The following is a 21677-nucleotide window of genomic DNA, read 5'->3' as shown; positions in this document are numbered from 1 at the left end:
ATCAGCTGGAGGCGTGGCGTCGGCGGCGCGGGTGGGTGGCCACCGGGATCGGATGCGTGTCGAGCGGCAGTTCCTCGGCGGCGGTGGTCCCGCCGGACAGCATCCCGTGGTACGACGCCCACGTCGTCGCCCGGGGCGGAATGTTGCCGATGGCATCGACCTTGGTGACCGGGTGGGCGCCGTTGTGGATCGGGTTCCACAGGTCGGAGTCGCTGCGCAGGGCCCGGAGCTCGCCGAACAGCTCCCGCCCGAACCAGCACGGGTAGCTCTCGCCGTCGTCGTACCGGGTGACGCCGATCGGTGTCGCCGCCTCGGCGACCAGTGACCACACGGCCGCCGAGGTGATCCCCGGCTGATCGCCGAGCAGTACGACGATGCCGTCCGCGCGCCGATCGACCGCGTCGAGCGCCGGCACGATCGACGAACTGTCGGTGTCGGAGTGCGGCGACTCGACCACGCGGACGCCGTCCAGGTCGACCCGGTCGTGGATCTGCTCGGACGCACTGCCGAGCGTCACGACCAACTGGTCGAACCCGCACTCCCGTGCGGACTCCAGCGACGAACCGAACAGAGTGCCGCCCTGGTACGCCAACAATTGCCAGGGAGCGCCGAGATGCGGTGAGCTGTTTGCGCCCAGCAAGAGGCCGGTCACGAACATCGCCGGATCAACTCCCCGCCCGGGACGGCGTGAGCATGGTGGGCATGGCTGCTCGGGCCCTCTCGCTAGTCCCCGAGCGTCAGAAGCCGAGCTTCGATCGAACCCTCTGCCGTGGGCAGGTGTCAACGACCGTCCGGAAAGTGGTCGGAAATGCCCGGAAATTGGTCAGCGTAAGACGGAAGCAAACGCTTCAAGTGCGGGATAACCCGCATTTCCGGTAACGATCGTGGTGACTCCGCTACCGACCAGCACCAACGCGTTCTCGCCCTTGCGGTCGAGCAGAACCTTGCGCTGCCAGGTGACGCCGGCCAGCGTCGTCGTACCGTCGTCGGAGGTCCGGCCGAGTTTCTCGGCCTGGAATTTGCCGCCGGTGACATTGGACTGCTCGAGCCCGACGTATTTCTTCTCGGTGGTGACGACGCCGAGGTGCCAGGTCATCGGCTCCTGCTCGGGCTTGCGGAATTCCTCGCTGGTCGCGGTCCAGCCGGCCGGCATCGGCTCCGGGCCGCGGACCCAGGGCGCGGCCACCCGGGCGTCCTCCAGCTGTGCCGTGTACTCGACCGCCTTGGGCGTTTCGGCCGGCTTCGACCGCCAGGTGACCAGGATCAGGAACGCGACCACCACCAGGCAGATGACCAGCGCGGCCACCATGTTCCCGACGGTCTGCGACTTCGCTTTGTCCCGTCGGTACGCCTGGCGGTACTCGTTCGCCTCCGCCTGGACCTGCGCCCGCTCCCGCGCCGCAGCCTCGTTGGACGCACCCTGACCTGTCGAACTCATACGCACAGTGTCTCGCGAGGCGCAATCCGCCCGAACAGCGGCCAGGCTCGTTGGCTACGATCCGTTGGCATGAGCGACCCGACCACGCCACCGGCCCACCTGGAGGTCGACGCGCATGCGCCTGACCGGAACCTCGCCCTCGAACTGGTCCGGGTCACCGAGGCCGCGGCGATGGCGGCGGGGCGCTGGGTCGGCCGCGGTGACAAGAACGGCGCCGATGGCGCGGCGGTGAACGCGATGCGCACGCTGATCGGCACGGTCGGGATGAACGGCGTGGTGGTAATCGGCGAGGGCGAGAAGGACAACGCCCCGATGCTCTTCAACGGCGAGCACGTCGGCGGCGGTGACGGGCCCGAGTGCGACGTCGCGGTCGACCCGGTCGACGGTACGACGCTGGTCGCGAAGGGCATGAACAACGGCATCGCGGTGATGGCGGTCTCGGCGCGGAACTCGATGTACGACCCGTCCGCGGTCTTCTACATGGAGAAGCTCGTCGTCGGCCCGGAGGCGGCCGAGGTGGTCGACATCCGGCTCCCGGTCGCCGAGAACATCCGCCGGGTCGCGAAGGCGAAGGGCTCGACGGTCGACGACGTCACCGTCGTATTGCTCGACCGGCCGCGGCACGACGAGCTGGCCACGCAGATCCGGGCGACCGGTGCGCGGATCAAGTTCATCTCCGACGGTGATGTGGCCGGCGCGGTCGAGGCAGCGCGGCCGGACACCGGTCTGGACATGTTGCTCGGCATCGGCGGTACGCCGGAGGGCATCATCGCCGCCTGCGCGATGAAATGCCTCGGCGGGAAGATCCAGGGCAAGCTCTGGCCGCGCGACGACGAGGAGCGGCAGAAGGCGCTCGACGCGGGCCATGACCTGGAGCGCGTGCTCAACACGGACGACCTGGTCAGCGGTGACGACTGCTTCTTCGTCGCGACCGGGATCACCGACGGCGAGCTGCTCCGCGGCGTCCGGTACGGGCGGTCGACCGCGCGAACCCACTCCCTGGTGATGCGATCGCGCAGCGGGACGATCCGCAGCATCGAGAGCGAGCATCAGTTGTCCAAGCTGCGCGCGTACTCCGCCATCGACTTCGAGCACGCCCGATGAGCGCACCCGTCCTCGTCATCGGCGAGGCTCTTGTCGACATCGTCGGTACCGCGGCCAAAGCCACCACCCGCAACGGGAACGGGAAGGGCAAGGCGATCCCGGGTGGGTTCGCGGCGAACGTTGCCGTCGGCCTGGCCAGGATGGGCGTGCCGACCGAGTTGGTGGCGCGGTTCGGCACTGACCAGTACGGCGACCTGCTCGGCGCGCACCTGTTCGGGAACGGGGTTCAGCTCGCTCCTGGGACGGTCGATCCGGGGTTCCGGACCAGCACCGCGACCGCGACGCTGGATGCGGACGGCGTGGCGTCGTACCAGTTCGACATGACCTGGGACCCGCCGGCGCTGTCTCTGCGGCGCGGTTGCCCGGCGATCCACACCGGTTCGATCGCGACCATGCTCGAGCCGGGCGCGACGGCGATCCACAGGTTCCTGGAGTCGGTGGCGGACCAGCCCGTCACGGTGACGCTCGACCCGAATGCGCGCCCGGCGATCACCCCGGACCCGGTGGTCGCGTGGGCCGCCGTACGTCAGCTCGCGGCGCTGTCCGACCTGGTCAAGCTGAGCGACGAGGACTGTGCGTTCTTCCGGCCCGGAGTGTCGCTCGACGACATCGCCACGGAGCTGCTGGGCGAGGAGCGGACGCAGTGCGTGGTGATCACGCGCGGCGGCGAGGGCGCGATCGGCGTCGGCCGGGATGTGCGGGTCGAGGTGAAGGCGCCGGCGATCGAGGTGGTCGACACCGTCGGTGCGGGCGACTCGTTGATGGCGGCGCTCATCACCGGTCTGCTCGAGCGCGACCTGCTCGGTGAGCGGCGGCTGGCCGGACTGACCTCCTCGGAGCTGCACGACGTTGTCGACTACGCGGTGAAGGCGGCTGCGATCACCTGTACGCGACACGGCGCGGACCCGCCGACCGCGGCTGAACACGCTGCGCGGTGGGGCGCCTGACATGTCGGCGGAGACGTGGACGTCCGAGCTGGAGTCCAAGGGCAGCGTGGTGTTCCTGCCGCGCCGTGGTCGGCTGGCGGTACGGCTGGCAGGGTTCGCGCTGCTGATGGTGCTGTCGGCGTGGACGAACATCGATCATCTGCGCGCTGACGGTGTGTCCGGAGCGCTCGGCGTACTGCGGCTGACGGCCTTGGCCGCGTTCGTTTACGGTACGGCGCTGACCGCGTGGCAGCTGATCACGAATCGGCCGGTGATCACGGTCGATGCTGAGGGCATCACTCGCGGGCGCAACCTCCCGTGGTCGGGGATCACCAGCATCGACGGGCCGACCGGTCTGCCGCTCGCCCGTACGGTCCAGGTGAACCCGGCGGACCGGCGTACGCGGCCGATCTCGATCCCTCAGGACAACGTCGAGGATCTGGACGCTCTGACGCCCTGGCTGCGGTCTTTGCTGGATCAGCACCGCGGTTAGGCGAGGCTGCTGCGGACCTTGCTGAGGTGTGCGCGGGAGCGGGCGGCGGCGAGGTCCGGGTCCTGGAGGCGGATGGCTTCGGCGATCGCCGCATGGGCGGCCTGGTCGTTCCGGTGGCGGTGTTGGTCGTCGAGCTTCAGCATGTCGATCATGGCGCGCCGGATCCGCGGGGCGAACGAGTCGAAGAGCTCGGTGAGTACTGCGTTGTGCGCGGCGACCACGACCGCGCGATGGAACGCCATGTCGGCCTCGATGTACCAGTCGTCCGGCGCGCTCAACGCCGCCCGCTTGCGGTCCGTCAGCGTGTAGCGGAAGTTCTTCAGGTCTTCCGGCGTACGACGGGACGCCGCCAGCCGGGCGCCTTCGGTCTCGATCGCGAGCCGGCCCTCGAGTACGTCGGTGATGTCGGCCTTGCGCAGGACCTTGTCCCAGTCCTCGGCGGCCTGTAGCGCGATCACGAACACGCCCGCGCCCTGCCTGCTCTCGAGCACGCGGCGGCCTGCGAGCTCGCGGACGGCCTCGCGGATCGTCGACCGGCCTACGCCGAGCTGCGCGGCCAGCGTGGTCTCGCCCGGAAGCTTGGCGCCGACCGTCCATTCCCCGCTCCCGATCCGCTGCAGAAGCTCCTCGGCAGCCTGCTCGGCCAGTGGGTGACGTCGAATCATCTAGCTATTCTACGACTCCTCAGGTTGTCAGCTTGTCTGAGGAGTTGATAGCGTGCTCGGTATGCGCAAGCTTCCGGGTCTCCTCCTTCTTGGCCGCCACGGCGGGAGCTGATTCGACCGGCGCTCCCTTCGTGGAGTGCAGTCGCCTGCCGGTCCTCCCAGCGCTCCGGAAGGACCACATCCCATGAACCGCCAGCAGCCCTCCCCCATGCCGAGCCATCGGTACCGCGACATCTTCGCCAAGGTCCCGGTCGCGCCGGTCGACCGCACCTGGCCGGACCGCCGGATCACCAGCGCACCCTTGTGGGTGCCGGTCGATCTCCGCGACGGCAACCAGGCACTGGCCGAGCCGATGGATCCCGCGCGCAAACAAGCCTTCTTCGAGCTGATGGTTGCCATCGGCTACAAAGAGATCGAGGTCGGGTACCCGTCCGCGTCGCAGACCGACTTCGACTTTGTTCGTTTGCTCGCCGAGTCGGACCTGGTGCCGTCCGACGTCACGATCGTCGTGTTCACGCCGGCCCGGGCCGACCTGATCGCGCGGACGGTCGAGTCCGTTGCCGGGATGCGTGGCGACGTAGTGATCCACATGTACGCCGCGACCGCGCCGACGTGGCGGGACGTCGTACTGCGTCGTTCGCGGGACGAACTGGCGTCGATGATCTACGCGGGGTCCGAGGAGATCCTGCGGTTGGCCGGGGATTCGGTGCGGTTCCAGTTCTCGCCCGAGGTGTACAACCTGACCGAGCCGGACTACGTGCTCGAGCTCGCGGATCACCTCACGAGGCAGTGGGACGCGACGCCGGAGCGGCCGGTGATCATGAACCTGCCTGCGACGGTCGAGGTCGCGACGCCGAACGTGTACGCCGACCAGATCGAGTACATGCACCAGAACCTGCCTCGGCGCGACAGCGTCATCCTGTCGGTGCATCCGCACAACGACCGCGGTACCGGGATCGCCTGCGCCGAGCTCGCCGTACTCGCGGGGGCGCAACGGGTCGAGGGCTGCATCTTCGGAAACGGCGAACGCACCGGGAACGTGGACATCGCGACGCTCGCGCTCAACCTGCACGCGCAGGGCGTCGATCCGATGGTCGATTTCTCGGACATCGACCGGATCCGTTCCGTGGTGGAGCATTGCACCCGGATGCCGATCCATCCGCGGCACCCGTACGTCGGGGAGCTCGTCTACACGGCCTTCTCCGGCACGCATCAGGACGCGATCCGCAAGGGGTTCGCCGTACAGGACGACGGCTTCTGGGACGTGCCGTATCTGCCGATCGATCCGGCGGATGTCGGGCGCGGGTACGAGGCGGTGGTCCGGGTCAACAGCCAGTCGGGTAAGGGTGGGATCGCGCACGTGCTGGAGTCGGTGTACGGCGTACGGCTGTCTGCTGCACAGGAGCGGGAGTTCGCGCAGCATGTGCAGCGGCGTACGGACGAGACCGGGCGCGAGGCGAGCGCGGAGGAGCTGAAGGCGTTGTACGAGGAGGTTTACGGGTGCTCGAACTGAAAGATGTCGACTTCGTCCGCGACGGCAAACTGCTGCTGTCCGGGGTCACGCTGACCGTCGGCGAAGGCGAGCGATGGGCTCTGCTCGGACCGAACGGCGCCGGCAAGAGCACACTGCTTGGCCTCTGCGGCGCCGTCACGCACCCCACCCGCGGCACGGTCGAGATCCTCGGCAAGCGCCTCGGCACGGTCGACATCCGCACCCTGCGCGAGTCCATCGGCCACGTCAATCCGCGCCATCCGTTGCGCTCACCGCTCTCCATCGTCGACGTAGTCCTCACCGGCCTGACCGGCACCATCGAACGCATGCCCCGCTGGGAACCAACACCCTCGCAGAAAACCCGCGCCCTGGAACTGATCGACCTACTGGGCATCAGCGACCTGGCCCACTCCCCCTGGACCACCCTCTCCCAAGGCGAACGGGGCCGAGCCCTCATCGCCCGAGCCCTGATCTCCGACCCCAAACTCCTACTCCTCGACGAGCCCTCCACCGGCCTCGACGTAGCCGCCCGAGAACAACTCCTCGAAACCCTCGACCAAATCCACACCACCCACCCCCACCTGGCCTGGCTCCTAGTCACCCACCACCTGGAAGAACTCCCCACCTGCACCACCCACGCCGCCCTCATCCGCGAAGGCCAAATCCTCTCCGCCGGCCCGGTGGACGACGTGATCACCACCGACCTCATCTCCCAAACCTTCAACCACCCCATCAGGATCAACCGCCACGCAGGCCGCTGGACCGCAACCGCAGGCAAGACAAGCTGAGCCGGCGATCAGCACCCCGGCGTCGTAGCACCAGCTAGGCAGCCGGGGTGCTCTCGTCGAACCGAACGACCAACTGGGCATGGAACGCGTGAGCGATGCGCTCCAGCAGCGCGAGCGTGGGCACCGTCCCGCCCGCCTCGAAACGAGCCAGCGCCGACTGCGTCATCCCGGCCGCCTCCGCCAAGGCGGTCTGCGTCCAGCCGCGCTGCTCACGCATCGTCCGAACGGTCGCCCCGAGCTCGAACGCGCGCCGAGTGGCGTCGTACGCATCCAAGGCGCCCGGCTCCCCCATCCGCCGCTCACGCAAACCATCCCAACCAGTCCGCTCACTCATCTGAGTCCTCCTCCGTGGAGACCAGGTGCGCTTTCCGTCGAGCTGCTTCGTGTACGGCTCGCCCAGCAGCGGTCCCCTGTCGGCAAGAAGATCCACGTAAAAGGCAGCGCGGGCGAACAGATCGACGGGCAGAGCTTCGAGTCAGGTACGCACCTCGGCTTCTAGTTCAACGGTACCCCAGGTCATAGCACGGATGCTATAACAGATTGACTACTCTCTGTTGCAGAGCGGACCGCCCCGACAGGAAGTCCGGTGCACTACAGTGATCTCGCTTCGGGGTGGGGCGAGGGCTGGGGGCCGGTGTGGCGGTGATGGGTGAGCGGCTGCCTGAGGCTTGGGTGGTTGAGATGCATCGGAATGGGCGGGTGGAGTTTCCGCTGCGCCGGTGGGCGTTCGGGTGGGTGCCGGTCGTGCCGCTGCTGGGTACGACGGCCTACCTGGGGCTCGGGCTTCCGGAGATGCTCGACGACGGCGGGTGGCGGTACGTCGGTTATCTGATCACCGTGCTGTACGTCGGTGCCGCCGGCGTGGTCGTGTGGCAGCTGGTCACCCAGCGACCGAGGGTGGTCGTCGACCGCCGGGGCATCCACCGCGGCCGTCGGTATTTCATCGCGTGGAGCGACATCAGTTCGATCGGGGCCGTGTCGGGACCGAGCCTGGTACGGCGACTCCGGGTGCTTCCGAGGGACGTGCGGGCGAAGGACCTCGTTCTCAGCCAGCACCATGTGAACGACTTGGAGTCGTTCCGTGTGTGGCTCAACGACGTACTGGCCGAGCAGCGGCAGCTCTCCCAGGAAGGGCGTCTGGACTGATGCGGGACATGGGGGACGTCTCGGCGGAGGTTTGGGATGTGGAGCTGCGTCGTGCCGGGCGAGTGGTGTTTCCGTTGCGGCGGCGTTGGGCGTTCCAGGCGCTCCTGGCCCTGTTACCGGTGGCCGTGCTGGCGGTCCTGGGCCCATTGTTGGCCGGTGCGCCGCCTCCCGACTTCGTCGATGTCCTCTTCGTCGTGGCGGCATACGCCGTTCTGATCGGCCCCCCGGTGTACCAGCTCGTCACGCAGCGGCCGGCCGTGGTGGATCTCGACGGGATCCTCCGGCTGTCGCAGCGGAACGTACGCGACCTTCCAGAGTTCCGCGGCTGGCTGGGGACGGTACTCGCCGACCAGCGCTGTACGCCGACTTCGCACAACAGCTAGGCGGATTCGCCCGAGGTCGAATGTGCGGGGTGGATCAGGTGAGGCCGAGGCGTTTGCTCAGGCGCGGGCCTCGTTTGATTTTGATTTCGCCGAGGATGGCGGTGCCGCGGATGTGGAAGCGTTTGGGGGCGGTCGGCTGTGCGTTCGGGTCGGGGACGGCTTTGAGGCCGGCTTCCTGTTCGGAGACGGAGCCGAGGATGGGGTTGCTGTCGAGCAGGACGATCGCGTTCGCGGGGACGCGGATCTTCACGTCGGCGAGGATCGACTTCACGTCGACCTGGATGTCGTCGTACGGGATCTGCGCCTCGGTGTAGTCCAGCGTGACGTCGCCGAGGACCGCGTTCACCTCCTGCCGCTGCGGGACGAGCCAGTTGCCCATCCGCTTCGTCTCGGACATGAACACGTTGATCACCGGGCCGGTCTCGACCATCGCGCCGCTGTACTGCGGGGTGACCGACGGGACCCCCGCCGTACCCGGAGCGCGCGGCCCGTCCGGCAGGTCGGCGGTCAGCTCGACGAGTTCGCCGTATGTCTTGGAGCCGAACAGCGTCTCGAGCCGCTCCTCCAGCTCGCCGTACGACAAGCGTCCTTCGCCCGCGGCCTCGCGCAGTACGTCGGCCACCTGCTCCCGCTCGGCGTCGGACACCCGCCGCCGCAACGCCAGTTCGTCACCGGTCGCCGCCTGCGAGGGCACGGCATCCTGCGGTCGGTTCTCCTGAGGAACGTCATCCTGAGCCACGGCAAAACCATACGCGCGCAGCAGGCGCGCCGCCGCCCGTTTCTCCCCCGATTCACCCCTGATGCGAACCCTGGTTCCGGGCTCATACTGTCGGACATGACCTGGCCCGAAGGAGCCCGCGGACGAGCGTTCGCCGCCGCGTACCTTGTCGCGTTCGCGGTGATGGTCGTCGGCATCGCTCTGGTCCTCGGGTCGCAGCTCTCCGGACGCGATCTGCTGGTGTGGCCTGCCGCCGCGATGGCGGTCGCCGGGCAGCTGATCATCACCGGGCTCGCGCGCCTGCTGCGCGACGCCGTTCCGGCGAGCTTGACGAAGGGACGTGCGGATCCGCGCAACGTCGCCTGGAACCGGATGTCTCTCGGACGGGAGCTGCCCGGCGCCTGGCGCGCCGTGCGCGGGTGAGGGTTGCCTCAGCTGTTGGTGAGACGGAGGTCGCGTGGGGCTGCGCCGCGGGGAGAACTAGGCTTTGGGGCGTCCAGTCCACTCCTCCTGGAGGTATGCCCGGTGTCTGCCGACTTCAACTACTCCGATCTGTTGCCGTTGGGTGTTGACGAGACGGAGTACCGGCTGCTGACGACGGAAGGTGTCAGCACTTTCACGGCGGGCGACAGGACGTTCCTGCAGGTGCAGCCCGAGGTGCTGCAGGCGTTGACCGCAGAGGCGATGCACGACATCTCGCACTACCTGCGGACCGCGCACCTCGCCCAGCTGCGGCGGATCATCGACGACCCGGAGGCGTCCGGGAACGACCGGTTCGTCGCGCTGGACCTGTTGAAGAACGCGAACATCTCCGCCGGCGGCGTGCTCCCGATGTGCCAGGACACCGGCACCGCGATCGTGATGGGCAAGAAGTCCGAGGGCGTACTGACCGGCGCGGTCGACGAGGAGTGGATCAGCCGCGGCGTGTACGACGCGTACACCAAGCTGAACCTGCGGTACTCGCAGATGGCCCCGCTGACCATGTGGGACGAGAAGAACACCGGCTCCAACCTGCCGGCCCAGGTCGAGCTCTATTCGACCCCGCAGCACGGCGACCCGGCGTACAAGTTCCTGTTCATGGCCAAGGGCGGCGGCTCCGCGAACAAGTCGTTCCTGTACCAGGAGACCAAGGCGGTCCTGAACCCGTCGCGGATGATGGAGTTCCTGGACGAGAAGATCCGCTCCCTGGGTACGGCGGCCTGCCCGCCGTATCACCTCGCGGTGGTGGTCGGCGGTACGTCGGCGGAGTACGCGCTGAAGACCGCGAAGTACGCCTCCGCGCACTACCTCGACACGCTGCCGACCACGGGATCGCCGGTGGGGCACGGGTTCCGGGACGTGGAGCTGGAGGAGGAGGTCTTCAAGCTGACGCAGGAGTTCGGGATCGGCGCGCAGTTCGGCGGGAAGTACTTCTGCCACGACGTCCGCGTGATCCGGCTGCCGCGGCACGGCGCGTCCTGCCCGGTCGCGATCGCGGTGTCGTGTTCGGCGGACCGGCAGGCGCTGGCGAAGATCACGCCGGAGGGTGTGTTCCTCGAGCAGCTCGAGCGCGACCCGGCGCGGTTCCTGCCCGACACCACCGACGAGCACCTGGACGACACGGCCGACGTCGTACGGATCGATCTGAACCGGCCGATGAGCGAGATCCGCGCGGAGCTGTCCAAGCTGCCGGTGAAGACGCGGCTGTCGCTGAGCGGGCCGCTCGTGGTGGCGCGGGACATCGCGCACGCGAAGATCAAGGAGCGGCTGGATGCGGGCGAGGAGATGCCGTCGTACCTGCGCGATCACGCGGTGTACTACGCGGGGCCGGCGAAGACGCCCGAGGGGTACGCGTCCGGGTCGTTCGGGCCGACGACGGCGGGGCGGATGGACGCGTACGTCGACCAGTTCCAGGCTGCGGGTGGTTCGTTCGTGATGCTTGCTAAGGGCAACCGGTCGGCGAAGGTGACGGCGGCGTGCAAGGAGCACGGCGGGTTTTACCTGGGGTCGATCGGCGGTCCGGCGGCGCGGCTGGCGCAGGACTGCATCAAGTCGGTGGACGTGCTGGAGTACGCCGAGCTTGGCATGGAAGCCGTGTGGAAGATCCAGGTGGAGGACTTCCCAGCGTTCATCGTGGTTGACGACAAGGGCAACGACTTCTTCACCGACACCCGCAAGCCCGTCCCACTGACGGTGCGTCCGCGCAGTTGAGCTGACCGTGGCGCCGGGGTACGGCGGCGTGGCGTGTCCCCGTCGCCGTACTGGAACCGCTCGAGGGTGACCTCAGCCGGCCTTGGTTTCTACCGTCTCGGGCAACTTGAGCATCAACGTCTTCGCGGCCTGGACGAGATCGGCTTCGTTATGGCCGAAGGCCTGGAGGTAGCTCCGAAGGGCGGACCGCAGTATCTGGAGCTCCTCGTCCTGCAACTCGATGGTGTACATGTCTCCAAGGTAAGTCCGAACCACCAGGATGGAAGCGCTCGTAACCCACCTGTGTTGTCAACCGGTCGTTGCAAGCGAGCAAGCCCCTCGACCGTCTCCGGTGACGAGGAAGGCGTGGGGCATCAGCTGTGTAGTTCTTCGGCGATCAGGGTGGGCTGGTGGGTTGTGGGGGCGGTGGGGACTCGCCAGGTGGGTGGCGGTGTCCAGAGGTGCCAATCGTCGGAGAAGGGGGTAGTCCACGACTTGATGTCGCGGATGGCGGCGTGGGCGTTGCCGATGATGCGGTCGGATTCGGCGGCGGTGAATCGGCCGGCCGTGACTGCTCCCTCGAGCTCGTCCTCGTCTTTCCACTCGATGGTGCGGTCGGGCTTGATCCACAGGTCGAGCACGTGGTCGACGGTGCTGGTACGGCGGGATGCCCAGTCGCGCACGTGCTCCCGCTCGAGGTTCACGTACCACCCGTGGAAGGTCCCGTCCTCGCCCCAGAAGTACCAGACCGACCACGGCTTGCCGGGCGGCGACACCTTGAGGATCCCGGTCCCGTGCCAGACGTCGAGCTTCAGCACCCGCTCCTCGGTGAACATCCCGACCGGACCCGCGTGCCGCGTCTCCCGTCCGTCAGCGAGGACCGGTTTGAGCAACGGCGTACCGGGCGCGAGCCAGGCGACCAGCCCGTCGGCGTCGTCACGCACGACCGTCATCGGCCGCACGTTCGGCTTGTCCGCGTGCCTTCCGGTCCCTTCGTACACCCACTCGATCGTTGTCCCCGGCTCCCAATAGTCCGTCACGAGTCCGCCGGGCGGGTCATGGAGAGTACGTCGAGGGCCGCGTCCAGCTGCTCCTCGGTCAGGTCTCCCTTCTCGACGTGACCGTTCTCGATCACGACCTCGCGGATCGTTTTCCCTTGTTTCAAAGCACTCTTGGCCACCGCAGCGGCGTTCTCGTACCCGATGTAGCGGTTGAGCGGGGTCACGATCGACGGCGACGACTCGGCCAGTGCGCGGGCGTGATCGACGTTCGCGGTGATGCCGTCGACACAGCGGTCCGCGAGCAGGCGCGAACTATTCGCGAGCAGGGTGATGGATTCGAGCAGGTTGCGCGCGATCACCGGGAGCATCACGTTCAGCTCGAAGTTGCCTCCGGCACCAGCCACGGTGATCGCGGTGTCGTTGCCGATCACTTGCGCGGCGACCATCAATGTCGCCTCGCAGATCACCGGATTCACCTTGCCCGGCATGATGCTCGAGCCCGGCTGCAGGTCAGGCAGCGAGATCTCGCCGAGCCCGGCCCGCGGCCCGGAACCCATCCAGCGCAAGTCGTTGCAGATCTTCGTCAGGCTGACGGCAACCGTCTTCAGCTGCCCGGAAAGCTCGACCAGTCCGTCACGAGCTCCCTGCGCCTCGAAGTGGTCCTCGGCCTCGGTCAACTCCAGACCGGTCCGCCGGTTCAGCTCGGTGATGACGGCGGCCGCGAACCCGGGCGGCGTGTTGATCCCGGTGCCAACCGCAGTACCGCCCAGGGGAAGCTCGGCGACCCGGGGCAGCGTTGCCCGCACCCGCACGGCACCCCGGCGGATCTGTTGCGCGTACCCGTTGAACTCCTGGCCCAGCGTCACCGGCGTCGCGTCCATCAGGTGCGTCCGCCCGGACTTCACCACCTCGGCGAACTCAGATCCCTTACGAGACAGGGAATCCGCGAGGTGCTCGAGCGCCGGCAACAGCTCCTGTACGACGCCGGCGGTCGCCGCCACGTGGATCGCCGACGGGAACGTGTCGTTGCTCGACTGGGATGCGTTGACGTCATCGTTGGGGTGCACGTCGCCGCCGAGCGAGCGGGTGGCGAGCGTGGCCAGAACCTCGTTCGCGTTCATGTTGGTCGACGTACCCGAGCCGGTCTGGAAGACGTCGATCGGGAACTCCGCGTCGTACTCCCCCGCGGCCACGTCGTCCGCCGCAGCCACGATCGCGGCCGCCCGGTCGGCGTCGATGACGCCGAGTGAGGCATTCACCACCGCTGCCGAGGCTTTGATCTGTGCCAGCGCATGCACGAGCGCCGGCGCGAGCGGCCGCCCGGAGATCGGAAAGTTCTCCACCGCACGCTGCGTCTGCGCCCGCCACAACGCGTCCCGAGGCACCTTGACCTCGCCCATCGTGTCGTGCTCGATCCTGAATTCCACGTCATCACCCATACCTGCAGAGTACGTCGCTGAGCGTCGCCGGAACGCCCCGATCGACAGGCTGTGGACAACTACGAGCTGCCCTGATAGACGAAATACGTCTCGTCCCGGGCCTGTAGGCGGACCGGGACGGGCGTGACCTGGCAGGCGCCGAAGACCGTCCTGACGGCTGACTCCAAAGCCTCGGATGAGGACGACGACCACACGGTGAGGACGCCGCCGGGGCGCAGCTTCGCCCGGCACGCGGTGAGAAACGAGGAGGTGTAGATGGCCGAATTCTCGTTGTAGACAAGGAAATCCGGGCCGTTGTCGACATCCAGAAGGATCGCGTCGACGGACGCGTCGGGCAGATCCGCGACAACAGCGCGCACATCGCCGACCACCACACCGACACGAGCGTCGTCGAGGATCGATGGGACCAGGCCTGAGCGCATCCAGCCGACCAGATCCGGCTCGATCTCGGCGACGGTCACCGAGCCGAGCCGCGCGTCGGCCAGCAGCGCGCGGACCGTGTACCCGAGTCCGAGTCCGCCGACAAGCACCCGCTCAGGCCGCCGTACCGCCTCCAGCGCAGCCGAAGCCAGCAGCTCCTCGCTGGCCGTCTCTCGATCGTCCATCACGAAGACGCCATTGACCCGCAACTCCAGCGCCCCGTCGTCACGGCGCCGCAGTACCAGCTCACCCCGCTCGCTGCGGGCCCGCGCAATCTCCGCCACCTCAGACGCCGCCGTGGTCGATGGTAAGAATGGTGTCCTCCCGTCGCGTCGGCCTCCCCGACGCGGACCAACACCCTACGCCGAGGAATGCGAGTGACAGACAGCGGCAAGGTCGCACTGGGATGTCGTCCTGGACGTCAGCGACCCGGACCGCGTCGCGGCCGCGATCCGGTTGATCGACCAGCAGTACGGACGGCTCGACGTGCTCGTCAACAACGCCGGTATCGCCCTGCCCGAAGGCCGGCCGAGTGAGGTACCGGTCGACGTACTGCGGCGTGTCTACGACACCAACGTGTTCGGCCTTGTCGCAGTGACGCAAGCAGCGCTTCCGCTGCTGCGCCGGGCCGAGGCCGGACGGATCGTGAAGGTTGTCGTTCGGTACTCGACTCTCCCCGCCGACGGGACCTCCGGAGGCTTCTACGACGAGAACGGCCCGATCGGCTGGTAGCTCAGTACCAGCCCTTGGCCTGGGAGTGGCCCCAAGCGTTGCAGGGGGAGCCGTAGGTGGCTTCGATGTAGTCCAGGCCCCACTTGATCTGGGTGACCGGGTTGGTGCGCCAGTCCTTGCCGTACGCCGCCATCCGGCTGCCGGGCAGCGCCTGCGGGATGCCGTACGCCGTCGACGACGGGTTGTCGGCGCTGACCTTCCAGCGGGACTCCTTGTTCCAGAGCTTCTCCAGGCAGCTGAACTGGCTCTGGCTCCAGCCGTGGTCGGGGAGGAGGTTCATCGCGACCTCCTTCGGCGTGCCCTCGTACTTCTTCCGCTCGGCGTCGCGGCTGGCCCGCTCCTCCTGGACCGAGCGGTCGGCCTTCGCCAACGCCTGGTACCGGCGCAGTGCAGCGTTCTTGGCCTTCATCTTGACGTCGGCTGCATCCTGGGCCGCGGTGATCAACTCGACCTCGTTCCGCATCTGGATCGCGGCGGCAGCCTCGTCCGCGGCGGAGCCGGTGGACTTCGGGGCGGCCGACGGCGAGGCGTCGTCCCCGGTCAGCACCTTCCCGCTGTTCAGCACGGCCATCTCGGCCCGCCCTGAGACCTTTTCCGAGGCACTGCTGCTCCCGGGGGAGCTGAAGAGGTCGATACCCGCGACAACGGAGACGACGGCGATCCCAGTAACTGCGAGAGCCGTGACGGAGCGCTTCGCTTTCATCTGTCCTTCCGAGAAAACCCGACCCCCGTCGGCTGCAACGAGAACATACTCTGGCGTAAACCGTGCGTGATCACAAGCAGGTCACGAACGAACGGTGCGGCCGCCAGCGTGGCGACCGCACCGTGCGCGGAATTCTTACCCCTGCTTTACAGAAAGTTATGACCCAATAACGCGGACACTCCTTACAACTGCAGGTCGTCGAGCATCTCGGTGACGAGCGCCGCGATCGGCGACCGCTCCGAGCGGGTCAGAGTCACGTGCGCGAACAGCGGGTGACCCTTCAACTGCTCGACCACCGCGACCACGCCGTCGTGCCGGCCGACCCGCAGGTTGTCCCGCTGGGCGACGTCGTGGGTCAGCACGACCCGCGAGTTCGCCCCGACCCGGGACAGCACCGTCAGCAGCACGTTCCGCTCGAGCGACTGCGCCTCGTCCACGATCACGAACGCGTCGTGCAGCGACCGGCCGCGGATATGGGTCAACGGCAGTACTTCGAGCATGCCGCGGTCCATCACCTCGTCGATCACGTCACCGCTGGTCAGTGCGCCCAGCGTGTCGTACACGGCCTGCGCCCACGGCCCCATCTTCTCGGACTCGGTGCCCGGCAGATACCCGAGCTCCTGCCCGCCGACCGCGAACAGCGGCCGGAAGACGATGACCTTCTTGTGCTGCCGCCGTTCCATCACCGACTCCAGGCCGGCGCACAGCGCCAGCGCGGACTTACCGGTACCGGCGCGGCCACCGAGCGAGATGATCCCGACATCGGGGTCCAGCAGCAGGTCGAGCGCGACCCGCTGTTCGGCGGACCGGCCACGAATGCCGAACGCCTCCCGGTCACCACGGACCAGCCGGATCCGCTTGTCCGGCATCACCCGGCCGAGCGCGCTGCCCCGGTCGGACAGCAGCACCAACCCCGTATGGGTCGGGAAGTCGCCCGCCTGCGGCAGCTCCACCGAGCCGTTCTCGTACAGGTCGTCGACGATGTGGGTCTCGACCTCGAGCTCGGCCATCCCGGTCCAGCCGGACTCCAGGGTCAGCTCGGCGCGGTACTCCTCCGCCTGCAGCCCGCACGCCGACGCCTTGACCCGCATCGGCAGGTCCTTCGAGACCAGCGTGACATCCTTGCCCTCGGCCATGAAGTTGCAGGCCACGGCAAGGATCCGGCTGTCGTTGTCGCCGAGCCGGAAACCGGCCGGCAAGGTCTCAGGGTCGGTGTGGTTCAACTCGACCCGGAGAGTTCCACCCTTCTCCCCCACTGGCAGGGGCGCGTCCAGACGTCCGTGCAGGATCCGGAGCTCGTCGAGCAGTCGCAGCGCGGTGCGGGCGAAGTAGCCGAGTTCCGGGTGATGCCGTTTGGCCTCCAATTCGGTGACAACGACCACCGGAACGACCACCTCGTGCTCGTCGAACCGCAGCATCGCGTGCGGGTCCGAGAGGAGCACCGAAGTGTCCAGCACGAAGGTGCGCTGGTCCGGTGTGGATGAGGTACTTGACGCCTTGGCGTGGATGGCCATGTCGCACGTCCTCTTCTAGGCCGTGACGTACACCCTCGCCCCGGCCCGCCAGTGGTTAGGTGATGGGTCGGGTGCCGCCCTCGGGGTCCGGTGTTGACCCCGTCCGCGCCGCCGCACGAGCGGCAACGGCGATCAGTGAGTTCGAGACCTCAGGTCTCGGGGACTCCGTTCGGCCCCTCATGGGGCAACCGGCTGGAACGAGATTCTCAAACTGATCGGGCCTCCCGTGACAGCCGGCTTCCCCTCCGACCGTCTCTGCCAGAGTAGGAGCCTGCCGCAAACGGCGCAGCCCGACACGCCCGGCCACGGGGTTAACAGGGCGTTACACCTTCAGCCACACGAGGGAGCACGATCACTCGGGCGGGTGATCCGGTACGGCGGTCTGCGCGGCGACGCTCGGTACATGAGGAAGAACTGGCCGTCGTGGACCGGGTACGCCACCGCTGCATGGTCCCTGCTGTACGGCGTACTCGGCGTGTACTGGAGCCTCGGCGGAGCGGGCTACCCGTTCGCCCACGTACCGGACGACCGCGCCACCGCGTCGATCCTGGAAGGTACGCCGGTACACGTGGTCGGACCGGTGATGGCAACGATCGGACTGGCCGGCGCCGTGCTTGCGGTCGTGATGACCCGGATGCGCCCGCGCGGATCGGTCCTGCAGACGATTGCCGCCGTACTCGCGGTCGGGCTGGCGCTCGTGCTCCCTGACTACACACTGATCGCGGTCGTCGCGCTCTCGCCCGCGATCGTGGTGTTCGCGTTCACCGGCGTACCAGGGGCGCAGGGCGGTGTCGGCGACATCCTCTACTGGCACCGCGTGAACCTGATCATCCTGTTCGTCGGCGGGGTCCTGTGGGCGGCGACCGCCGTCGCGTATCACCGGCGCAGCCGGAGCGTCTGCGTGTCGTGCGGTCGAGGAGCTCACGAACCGGAGTGGAAGTCACCCACAGCCGCACTCAGGTGGGGCAAATGGGCCGTAGGCGTTGCGGTGGTGGCGAACCTTCCGTATGAGTTCACCCGCGTCGCCTGGTACTTCGGCTGGCCGGTCGGTATCAGCGACGAGTTCCACCAGATGATGGCCGACACGCCGGGCATGCTCGAGATGGGCCTCGGCCTGGCCGTCATGGGCCTCGCCGGCGGCGTCCTCACCCACGGTCTGGTGCATCGCTGGGGCGAGGTCTACCCGCGCTGGATCTGGTTCAAGGCAGGTAAGCGCGTCCCACCGCTGCTCGCGATCATCCCGGCCTCGATCGTTGCCGTCGCACTCGTTCCGGCCGGCCTGATGAACACGCAACTCCCCCTCGACGGGGACAACTGGGCGATCAATGCCCCAGGCATCCTCTGGGTCGTGTGGGGAGCAGCCCTCGGTACGGCGACGTACGCGTACTACCTGCGCCGTCGTACGAGGTGTGCACGCTGCGGGCGCGGCGTCACGTACCGAAGCGACGCTCTCGTTGGGCGTAGCTCCGGATCGCGCGGAGGAAGTCGACGTGCCGGAAGTCCGGCCAGAGCGCTTCGCAGAAGTAGAACTCGCTCAGTGCGCTCTGCCACAGCAGGAATCCGCCGAGGCGCTGCTCACCCGACGTACGAATGACCAGGTCAGGGTCCGGTTGGCCCTTGGTGTACAGGTGCCGGGCGATGTGCTCGACGTCGACGCGGTCGGCCAACTCCTCGATCGACATGCCCTTCGCGGCCTCTTCGAGCAGGAGGGAGCGTACGGCGTCGGCGAGCTCGCGGCGTCCGCCGTACCCGACGGCGACGTTGACGAACAGGCCCTCGTTGTCATGCGTCGCGGTCTCGGCTGCCTTCAGGACCTCCGCAGTACTGCCGGGCAGCAGATCGAGCGCGCCGACCGGGTGGATCCGCCAGCGGCCGATCGCGGTCAGCTCCTCGACGGTCTGCTCGATGATCCGCAGCAGCGGCTCCAACTCCTCGGCCGGGCGGGTCAGGTTGTCGGTGGACAGCATCCACACGGTGACGACCTTGACGCCGACGTCGTCACACCACTCCAGGAACTCGGAGATCTTGTTCGCCCCGGCCTCGTGGCCGCGCGACACCGGGTCGCCGACCTGGCGGGCCCAGCGCCGGTTGCCGTCGATGATGACGCCGATGTGCCGCGGGATCCGGTCCGGCGACAGCGATCGCATCAGCCGGCGTTCGTACAGACCGTAGACCGCATCGCGCAGCTTCTGCTTGCCAGGTGTCCGCATGGGCAGGGTGCTCTCCTCAAAGACTCTCGGTCACGAGGCTAGCCCACATCGCGGTGTGGGTGAGAGCCCTCGGAGTGCCTCATAGAAAGCTGCCAGAAAGGCCGAACTTTCTTCGCAGTTCGTGCATCGTAAACACGGGTGGTGGTGCGCCGACCCGGTGACGTCGCCTACATTTCATCCTTCTGGACCATGCAACCTACGGTTCCGTAGGTTACGGTGGCGTAGGTACGACCCGCCCGGCTACCCCTCGAAAGGACGGCGATGACCGCTACCAGCGCCCAGCCCCAGGAACTCGGTCACCGGCTGTCAGGCCGGCTCGGACCGCTCAAGCCCAAGCTTCGCGGGTGGCTGCACGCCGGCACGTTCCCCTTCGCCACCGCCGCCGGCATCGTCCTGATCTGCCTGGCCCCGCACGCCAACGCCCGCCTCGCCGCCGCGGTCTATACCGCAGGCGCGATGCTGCTGTTCGGCATCTCGGCCCTGTACCACCGCTTCTACTGGGGCCCGACCGGCGAGGCGATCCTGCGCCGACTGGACCACAGCAACATCTTCCTGCTGATCGCCGGCACCTACACCCCGCTGGGCATGGTGCTGCTGCACGGCAAGGACCGCGTCCTGATGCTCGGCCTGGTCTGGGGCGGTGCGGCACTCGGCATCCTGTTCCGCATCTTCTGGCTGAGCGCGCCGCGGTGGATCTACACGCCGATCTACCTCGCCCTCGGCTGGGTAGCCATCTTCTGGATGGGCGACATCTACCACGCCGGCGGCGCCGCTGTGGTGACGCTGATCGCGGTCGGTGGCGGCTTGTACTCGATCGGCGCAGTCGTCTACGGCACCAAGCGGCCCAACCCGTCGCCGCGCTGGTTCGGCTTCCACGAAATCTTCCACGCGTTCACGGTGGCCGCCTTCATCTGCCACTACATCGCGGTCAGCATCGCGACGTACCACGCCGGCTAACTTCCCCTACGCGTGGTGGGGCGTGCAGGCGGGCACTCCCCACAGAGCTACCCGGGTTGGCGAAGGCGGATGTGCGGGGAACTTCTAGCGCTTGTGGCTGAATGCCGCGAGGAGCACGACGAGCGCGGTGCCTGCGAGGAAGGCGCTGCGCGGCGGCGCCTTCAGGACCTCGTGGTCGCCGTCGCTGCTCAGCAGCGACCAGCGGGAGCGGGCTGAGAGTGCCGAGCCGACGGACAGGACCGAGCCCGCTGAGAACGCGGACAGGGTCGACCCGACCGACGCGAACGACAGCGCGGAGCCGACGGATCCGATGCTGAGCACAGACCCGACCGATCCGATCGACAGGATCGATCCTTGGCTTGCGATGGAGAGAAACGAGTCTTGTGACCGCCACGACAATCCGCCACCCATGCTCGGCATTCTGACACGAGCCTGGACAGATGTATCTGGGTCAGCCGAGCAGCGCCTCGAGGTCTCGCAATCGGCTGAACAAGTCGGGTAGGCCGCGGAGGCCGTTGCGGGCGGATTCGTGTGACAGCGCGAGGTCGGGTCCGGTGTTCGCTTCGACACCCGCCAGGCAGCGGAGGATGTTCCATCTGGTGTGGCCCAGCCAGCCGCTGATCATGTACACGAACCAACTCGGGCCTGGCGGCGGCAGCGTTCCGCCTCCTGCGACGTACCCGTCGAGGACAGCGCGGAAGATCGCAGGCTCGATGGTGTCGAAGCCTTGTCCTTTCGAGATGCTCAGAGCGGTCGAGCCGAGCTCGCCGGACAGGTCGAGCATTCCCGAGAGTTCCCAGTCGAGCACAACCGGCCGACCGTCCCGGGCGAGCAGGTTCCACGGCTGGATGTCTTTGTGAGTCAGTACGACGGGACCTGGCCGCTCGCAGGTGTCGGCGAAGTGGGCTATCGCTCGGAACGTGTCGAGCTGCGACGCGAGTTCGTCGGCCCACGGCTGCCCGGTCGCCGCCGCGCGCTCGGCCAGCTCAGGCCAGTCCTGAGCTGCCGGATCCTCGCTCGACGTGTCGGTCCACTCGACGTCCAGCGCGTGGAGGCGCGCGAGAATCTCCCCGATCTCGAACGCGAACGCCTCGGACACCGGCTCTTCGGGCACCTTCTCTCCGTCGACCCACCGGTGCACGAGTGTGTCGGCGCTCGCCGAGATCGGCTCCGGCATCGGAATGCCTGCGGCAAAGGCTGCGCTCTCGAACCTGAAGACATCGCCGAGGCGGTAGGCCCAGCGGCGGTCGACGAGGTTCAGCTCCTTCACGGCGAACGAGCCCTGGTCGGTGTCGAGCCGGTACATCCGGTTGGCGTACCCGCCATGCACACGGATCGGCGGGCCGATCGGCGTACCGAGCTGGGAGAGATTCACCCGA

General features: G+C 67.8%; 24 protein-coding genes and 1 pseudogene. 11 read left to right on the top strand and 14 right to left on the bottom strand.

Translation table 11 applies throughout. The annotated features are described in order from the left end of the window. Position 1: 1 nt before the first annotated feature. Both ACFWUU_RS23460 and ACFWUU_RS23455 read right to left on the bottom strand, forming a co-directional pair. The gene (locus ACFWUU_RS23460; protein ID WP_380178139.1) at positions 2–658 is read right to left on the bottom strand and encodes an NTP transferase domain-containing protein; all 657 of its coding nucleotides are present in this window, start codon (positions 656–658) and stop codon (positions 2–4) included. Between the two features lie 165 nt (positions 659–823). Beyond that, positions 824–1438 (bottom strand): DUF4245 domain-containing protein, encoded by a 615-nt coding sequence (locus ACFWUU_RS23455; protein ID WP_380178137.1) that lies wholly within the window; start codon positions 1436–1438, stop codon positions 824–826. Positions 1439–1507: 69 nt separating this feature from the next. Here ACFWUU_RS23455 and glpX point away from each other — a divergent pair, with 69 nt between their 5' ends. Genes glpX through ACFWUU_RS23440 form a run of 3 tightly spaced genes read left to right on the top strand, consistent with a single transcriptional unit; the run spans position 1508 to position 3961 of the window. Continuing rightward, positions 1508–2542: a class II fructose-bisphosphatase gene (gene glpX, locus ACFWUU_RS23450; protein ID WP_380178135.1), complete on the top strand. Its 1035-nt coding sequence runs from the start codon at positions 1508–1510 to the stop codon at positions 2540–2542. Beyond that, positions 2539–3489 carry a carbohydrate kinase gene (locus ACFWUU_RS23445; protein WP_380178133.1) on the top strand — a complete coding sequence of 317 codons (951 nt, stop codon included), beginning with the start codon at positions 2539–2541 and terminating at the stop codon, positions 3487–3489. The genes glpX and ACFWUU_RS23445 overlap by 4 nt, the downstream gene beginning before the upstream one ends. Before the next feature lies 1 nt (position 3490). After that, positions 3491–3961, top strand: coding sequence for a hypothetical protein (locus ACFWUU_RS23440; RefSeq protein ID WP_380178131.1), 471 nt, complete (start codon positions 3491–3493; stop codon positions 3959–3961). Here ACFWUU_RS23440 and ACFWUU_RS23435 read toward each other — a convergent pair. Further along, complete coding sequence (locus ACFWUU_RS23435) at positions 3958–4626, bottom strand: FadR/GntR family transcriptional regulator (protein ID WP_137258392.1); 669 nt, start codon at positions 4624–4626, stop codon at positions 3958–3960. The two genes, ACFWUU_RS23440 and ACFWUU_RS23435, sit on opposite strands and share 4 nt — an antisense overlap. Before the next feature lie 184 nt (positions 4627–4810). Here ACFWUU_RS23435 and ACFWUU_RS23430 point away from each other — a divergent pair, with 184 nt between their 5' ends. Both ACFWUU_RS23430 and ACFWUU_RS23425 read left to right on the top strand, forming a co-directional pair. Beyond that, entirely contained in the window at positions 4811–6139 is a 1329-nt protein-coding gene (locus tag ACFWUU_RS23430; RefSeq protein WP_380178129.1) for a 2-isopropylmalate synthase, read from the top strand. Continuing rightward, positions 6127–6906, top strand: coding sequence for an ABC transporter ATP-binding protein (locus ACFWUU_RS23425; RefSeq protein ID WP_380178127.1), 780 nt, complete (start codon positions 6127–6129; stop codon positions 6904–6906). The genes ACFWUU_RS23430 and ACFWUU_RS23425 overlap by 13 nt, the downstream gene beginning before the upstream one ends. Before the next feature lie 34 nt (positions 6907–6940). Here the strand turns inward: ACFWUU_RS23425 and ACFWUU_RS23420 are convergent, their stop codons facing one another. After that, on the bottom strand, positions 6941–7240 hold the full coding sequence (locus ACFWUU_RS23420; protein ID WP_380178125.1) for a helix-turn-helix domain-containing protein: 300 nt from the start codon (positions 7238–7240) through the stop codon (positions 6941–6943). A 347-nt stretch (positions 7241–7587) separates the two neighbouring features. On the opposite strand from ACFWUU_RS23420, the gene ACFWUU_RS23415 reads away from it, so the two are divergent. Continuing rightward, a complete protein-coding gene (locus ACFWUU_RS23415; protein ID WP_380178123.1) occupies positions 7588–8052 on the top strand; it encodes a hypothetical protein in 465 nt (154 codons plus the stop codon). A gap of 38 nt (positions 8053–8090) precedes the next feature. Further along, positions 8091–8435, top strand: coding sequence for a hypothetical protein (locus tag ACFWUU_RS23410; protein WP_380178121.1), 345 nt, complete (start codon positions 8091–8093; stop codon positions 8433–8435). A gap of 34 nt (positions 8436–8469) precedes the next feature. Here the strand turns inward: ACFWUU_RS23410 and ACFWUU_RS23405 are convergent, their stop codons facing one another. Next, a complete protein-coding gene (locus ACFWUU_RS23405) occupies positions 8470–9174 on the bottom strand; it encodes a DUF1707 domain-containing protein (protein ID WP_380178119.1) in 705 nt (234 codons plus the stop codon). A 96-nt stretch (positions 9175–9270) separates the two neighbouring features. On the opposite strand from ACFWUU_RS23405, the gene ACFWUU_RS23400 reads away from it, so the two are divergent. Next, a complete protein-coding gene (locus tag ACFWUU_RS23400; protein ID WP_380178117.1) occupies positions 9271–9576 on the top strand; it encodes a hypothetical protein in 306 nt (101 codons plus the stop codon). Between the two features lie 102 nt (positions 9577–9678). After that, on the top strand, positions 9679–11343 hold the full coding sequence (locus ACFWUU_RS23395; RefSeq protein WP_380178115.1) for a fumarate hydratase: 1665 nt from the start codon (positions 9679–9681) through the stop codon (positions 11341–11343). Between the two features lie 72 nt (positions 11344–11415). Here ACFWUU_RS23395 and ACFWUU_RS23390 read toward each other — a convergent pair whose 3' ends face one another. The 4 genes from ACFWUU_RS23390 to ACFWUU_RS23375 all read right to left on the bottom strand — a co-directional run bounded on the left by ACFWUU_RS23390 (position 11416) and on the right by ACFWUU_RS23375 (position 14466). Next, positions 11416–11574 carry a hypothetical protein gene (locus tag ACFWUU_RS23390; protein WP_170989968.1) on the bottom strand — a complete coding sequence of 53 codons (159 nt, stop codon included), beginning with the start codon at positions 11572–11574 and terminating at the stop codon, positions 11416–11418. Positions 11575–11696: 122 nt separating this feature from the next. Next, positions 11697–12275, bottom strand: coding sequence for a DUF402 domain-containing protein (locus ACFWUU_RS23385; RefSeq protein ID WP_380178113.1), 579 nt, complete (start codon positions 12273–12275; stop codon positions 11697–11699). An 83-nt stretch (positions 12276–12358) separates the two neighbouring features. Further along, the gene (locus tag ACFWUU_RS23380) at positions 12359–13762 is read right to left on the bottom strand and encodes a class II fumarate hydratase (protein ID WP_380178110.1); all 1404 of its coding nucleotides are present in this window, start codon (positions 13760–13762) and stop codon (positions 12359–12361) included. Between the two features lie 59 nt (positions 13763–13821). Next, positions 13822–14466: a hypothetical protein gene (locus tag ACFWUU_RS23375; RefSeq protein ID WP_380178107.1), complete on the bottom strand. Its 645-nt coding sequence runs from the start codon at positions 14464–14466 to the stop codon at positions 13822–13824. A gap of 127 nt (positions 14467–14593) precedes the next feature. Here ACFWUU_RS23375 and ACFWUU_RS23370 point away from each other — a divergent pair. Continuing rightward, a pseudogene (locus ACFWUU_RS23370) lies at positions 14594–14914 on the top strand (SDR family NAD(P)-dependent oxidoreductase); the annotation flags it as partial. A 1-nt stretch (position 14915) separates the two neighbouring features. On the opposite strand, the gene ACFWUU_RS23365 reads toward ACFWUU_RS23370, so the two are convergent. From ACFWUU_RS23365 to ACFWUU_RS23355, 3 genes are all read right to left on the bottom strand, one after another. Continuing rightward, on the bottom strand, positions 14916–15617 hold the full coding sequence (locus ACFWUU_RS23365; protein WP_137258404.1) for a hypothetical protein: 702 nt from the start codon (positions 15615–15617) through the stop codon (positions 14916–14918). A gap of 182 nt (positions 15618–15799) precedes the next feature. Continuing rightward, on the bottom strand, positions 15800–17131 hold the full coding sequence (locus ACFWUU_RS23360) for a PhoH family protein (protein ID WP_137258405.1): 1332 nt from the start codon (positions 17129–17131) through the stop codon (positions 15800–15802). 1430 nt (positions 17132–18561) lie between these two features. Then, complete coding sequence (locus tag ACFWUU_RS23355) at positions 18562–19341, bottom strand: isoprenyl transferase (RefSeq protein WP_137258406.1); 780 nt, start codon at positions 19339–19341, stop codon at positions 18562–18564. 261 nt (positions 19342–19602) lie between these two features. Here ACFWUU_RS23355 and ACFWUU_RS23350 point away from each other — a divergent pair, with 261 nt between their 5' ends. Beyond that, positions 19603–20298 carry a hemolysin III family protein gene (locus ACFWUU_RS23350; RefSeq protein WP_137258407.1) on the top strand — a complete coding sequence of 232 codons (696 nt, stop codon included), beginning with the start codon at positions 19603–19605 and terminating at the stop codon, positions 20296–20298. An 84-nt stretch (positions 20299–20382) separates the two neighbouring features. Here the strand turns inward: ACFWUU_RS23350 and ACFWUU_RS23345 are convergent, their stop codons facing one another. Both ACFWUU_RS23345 and ACFWUU_RS23340 read right to left on the bottom strand, forming a co-directional pair. Beyond that, on the bottom strand, positions 20383–20709 hold the full coding sequence (locus ACFWUU_RS23345; RefSeq protein ID WP_380178105.1) for a hypothetical protein: 327 nt from the start codon (positions 20707–20709) through the stop codon (positions 20383–20385). Positions 20710–20749: 40 nt separating this feature from the next. Then, positions 20750–21673, bottom strand: a complete 924-nt coding sequence (locus ACFWUU_RS23340; protein WP_380178103.1) for a phosphotransferase family protein — start codon at positions 21671–21673, stop codon at positions 20750–20752. Between the last annotated feature and the right edge of the window lie 4 nt (positions 21674–21677).

The organism is Kribbella sp. NPDC058693, assembly GCF_042715335.1.
GTDB lineage: Bacteria > Actinomycetota > Actinomycetes > Propionibacteriales > Kribbellaceae > Kribbella > Kribbella jiaozuonensis.
This window is presented reverse-complemented; position numbering and strand designations above follow the sequence as displayed.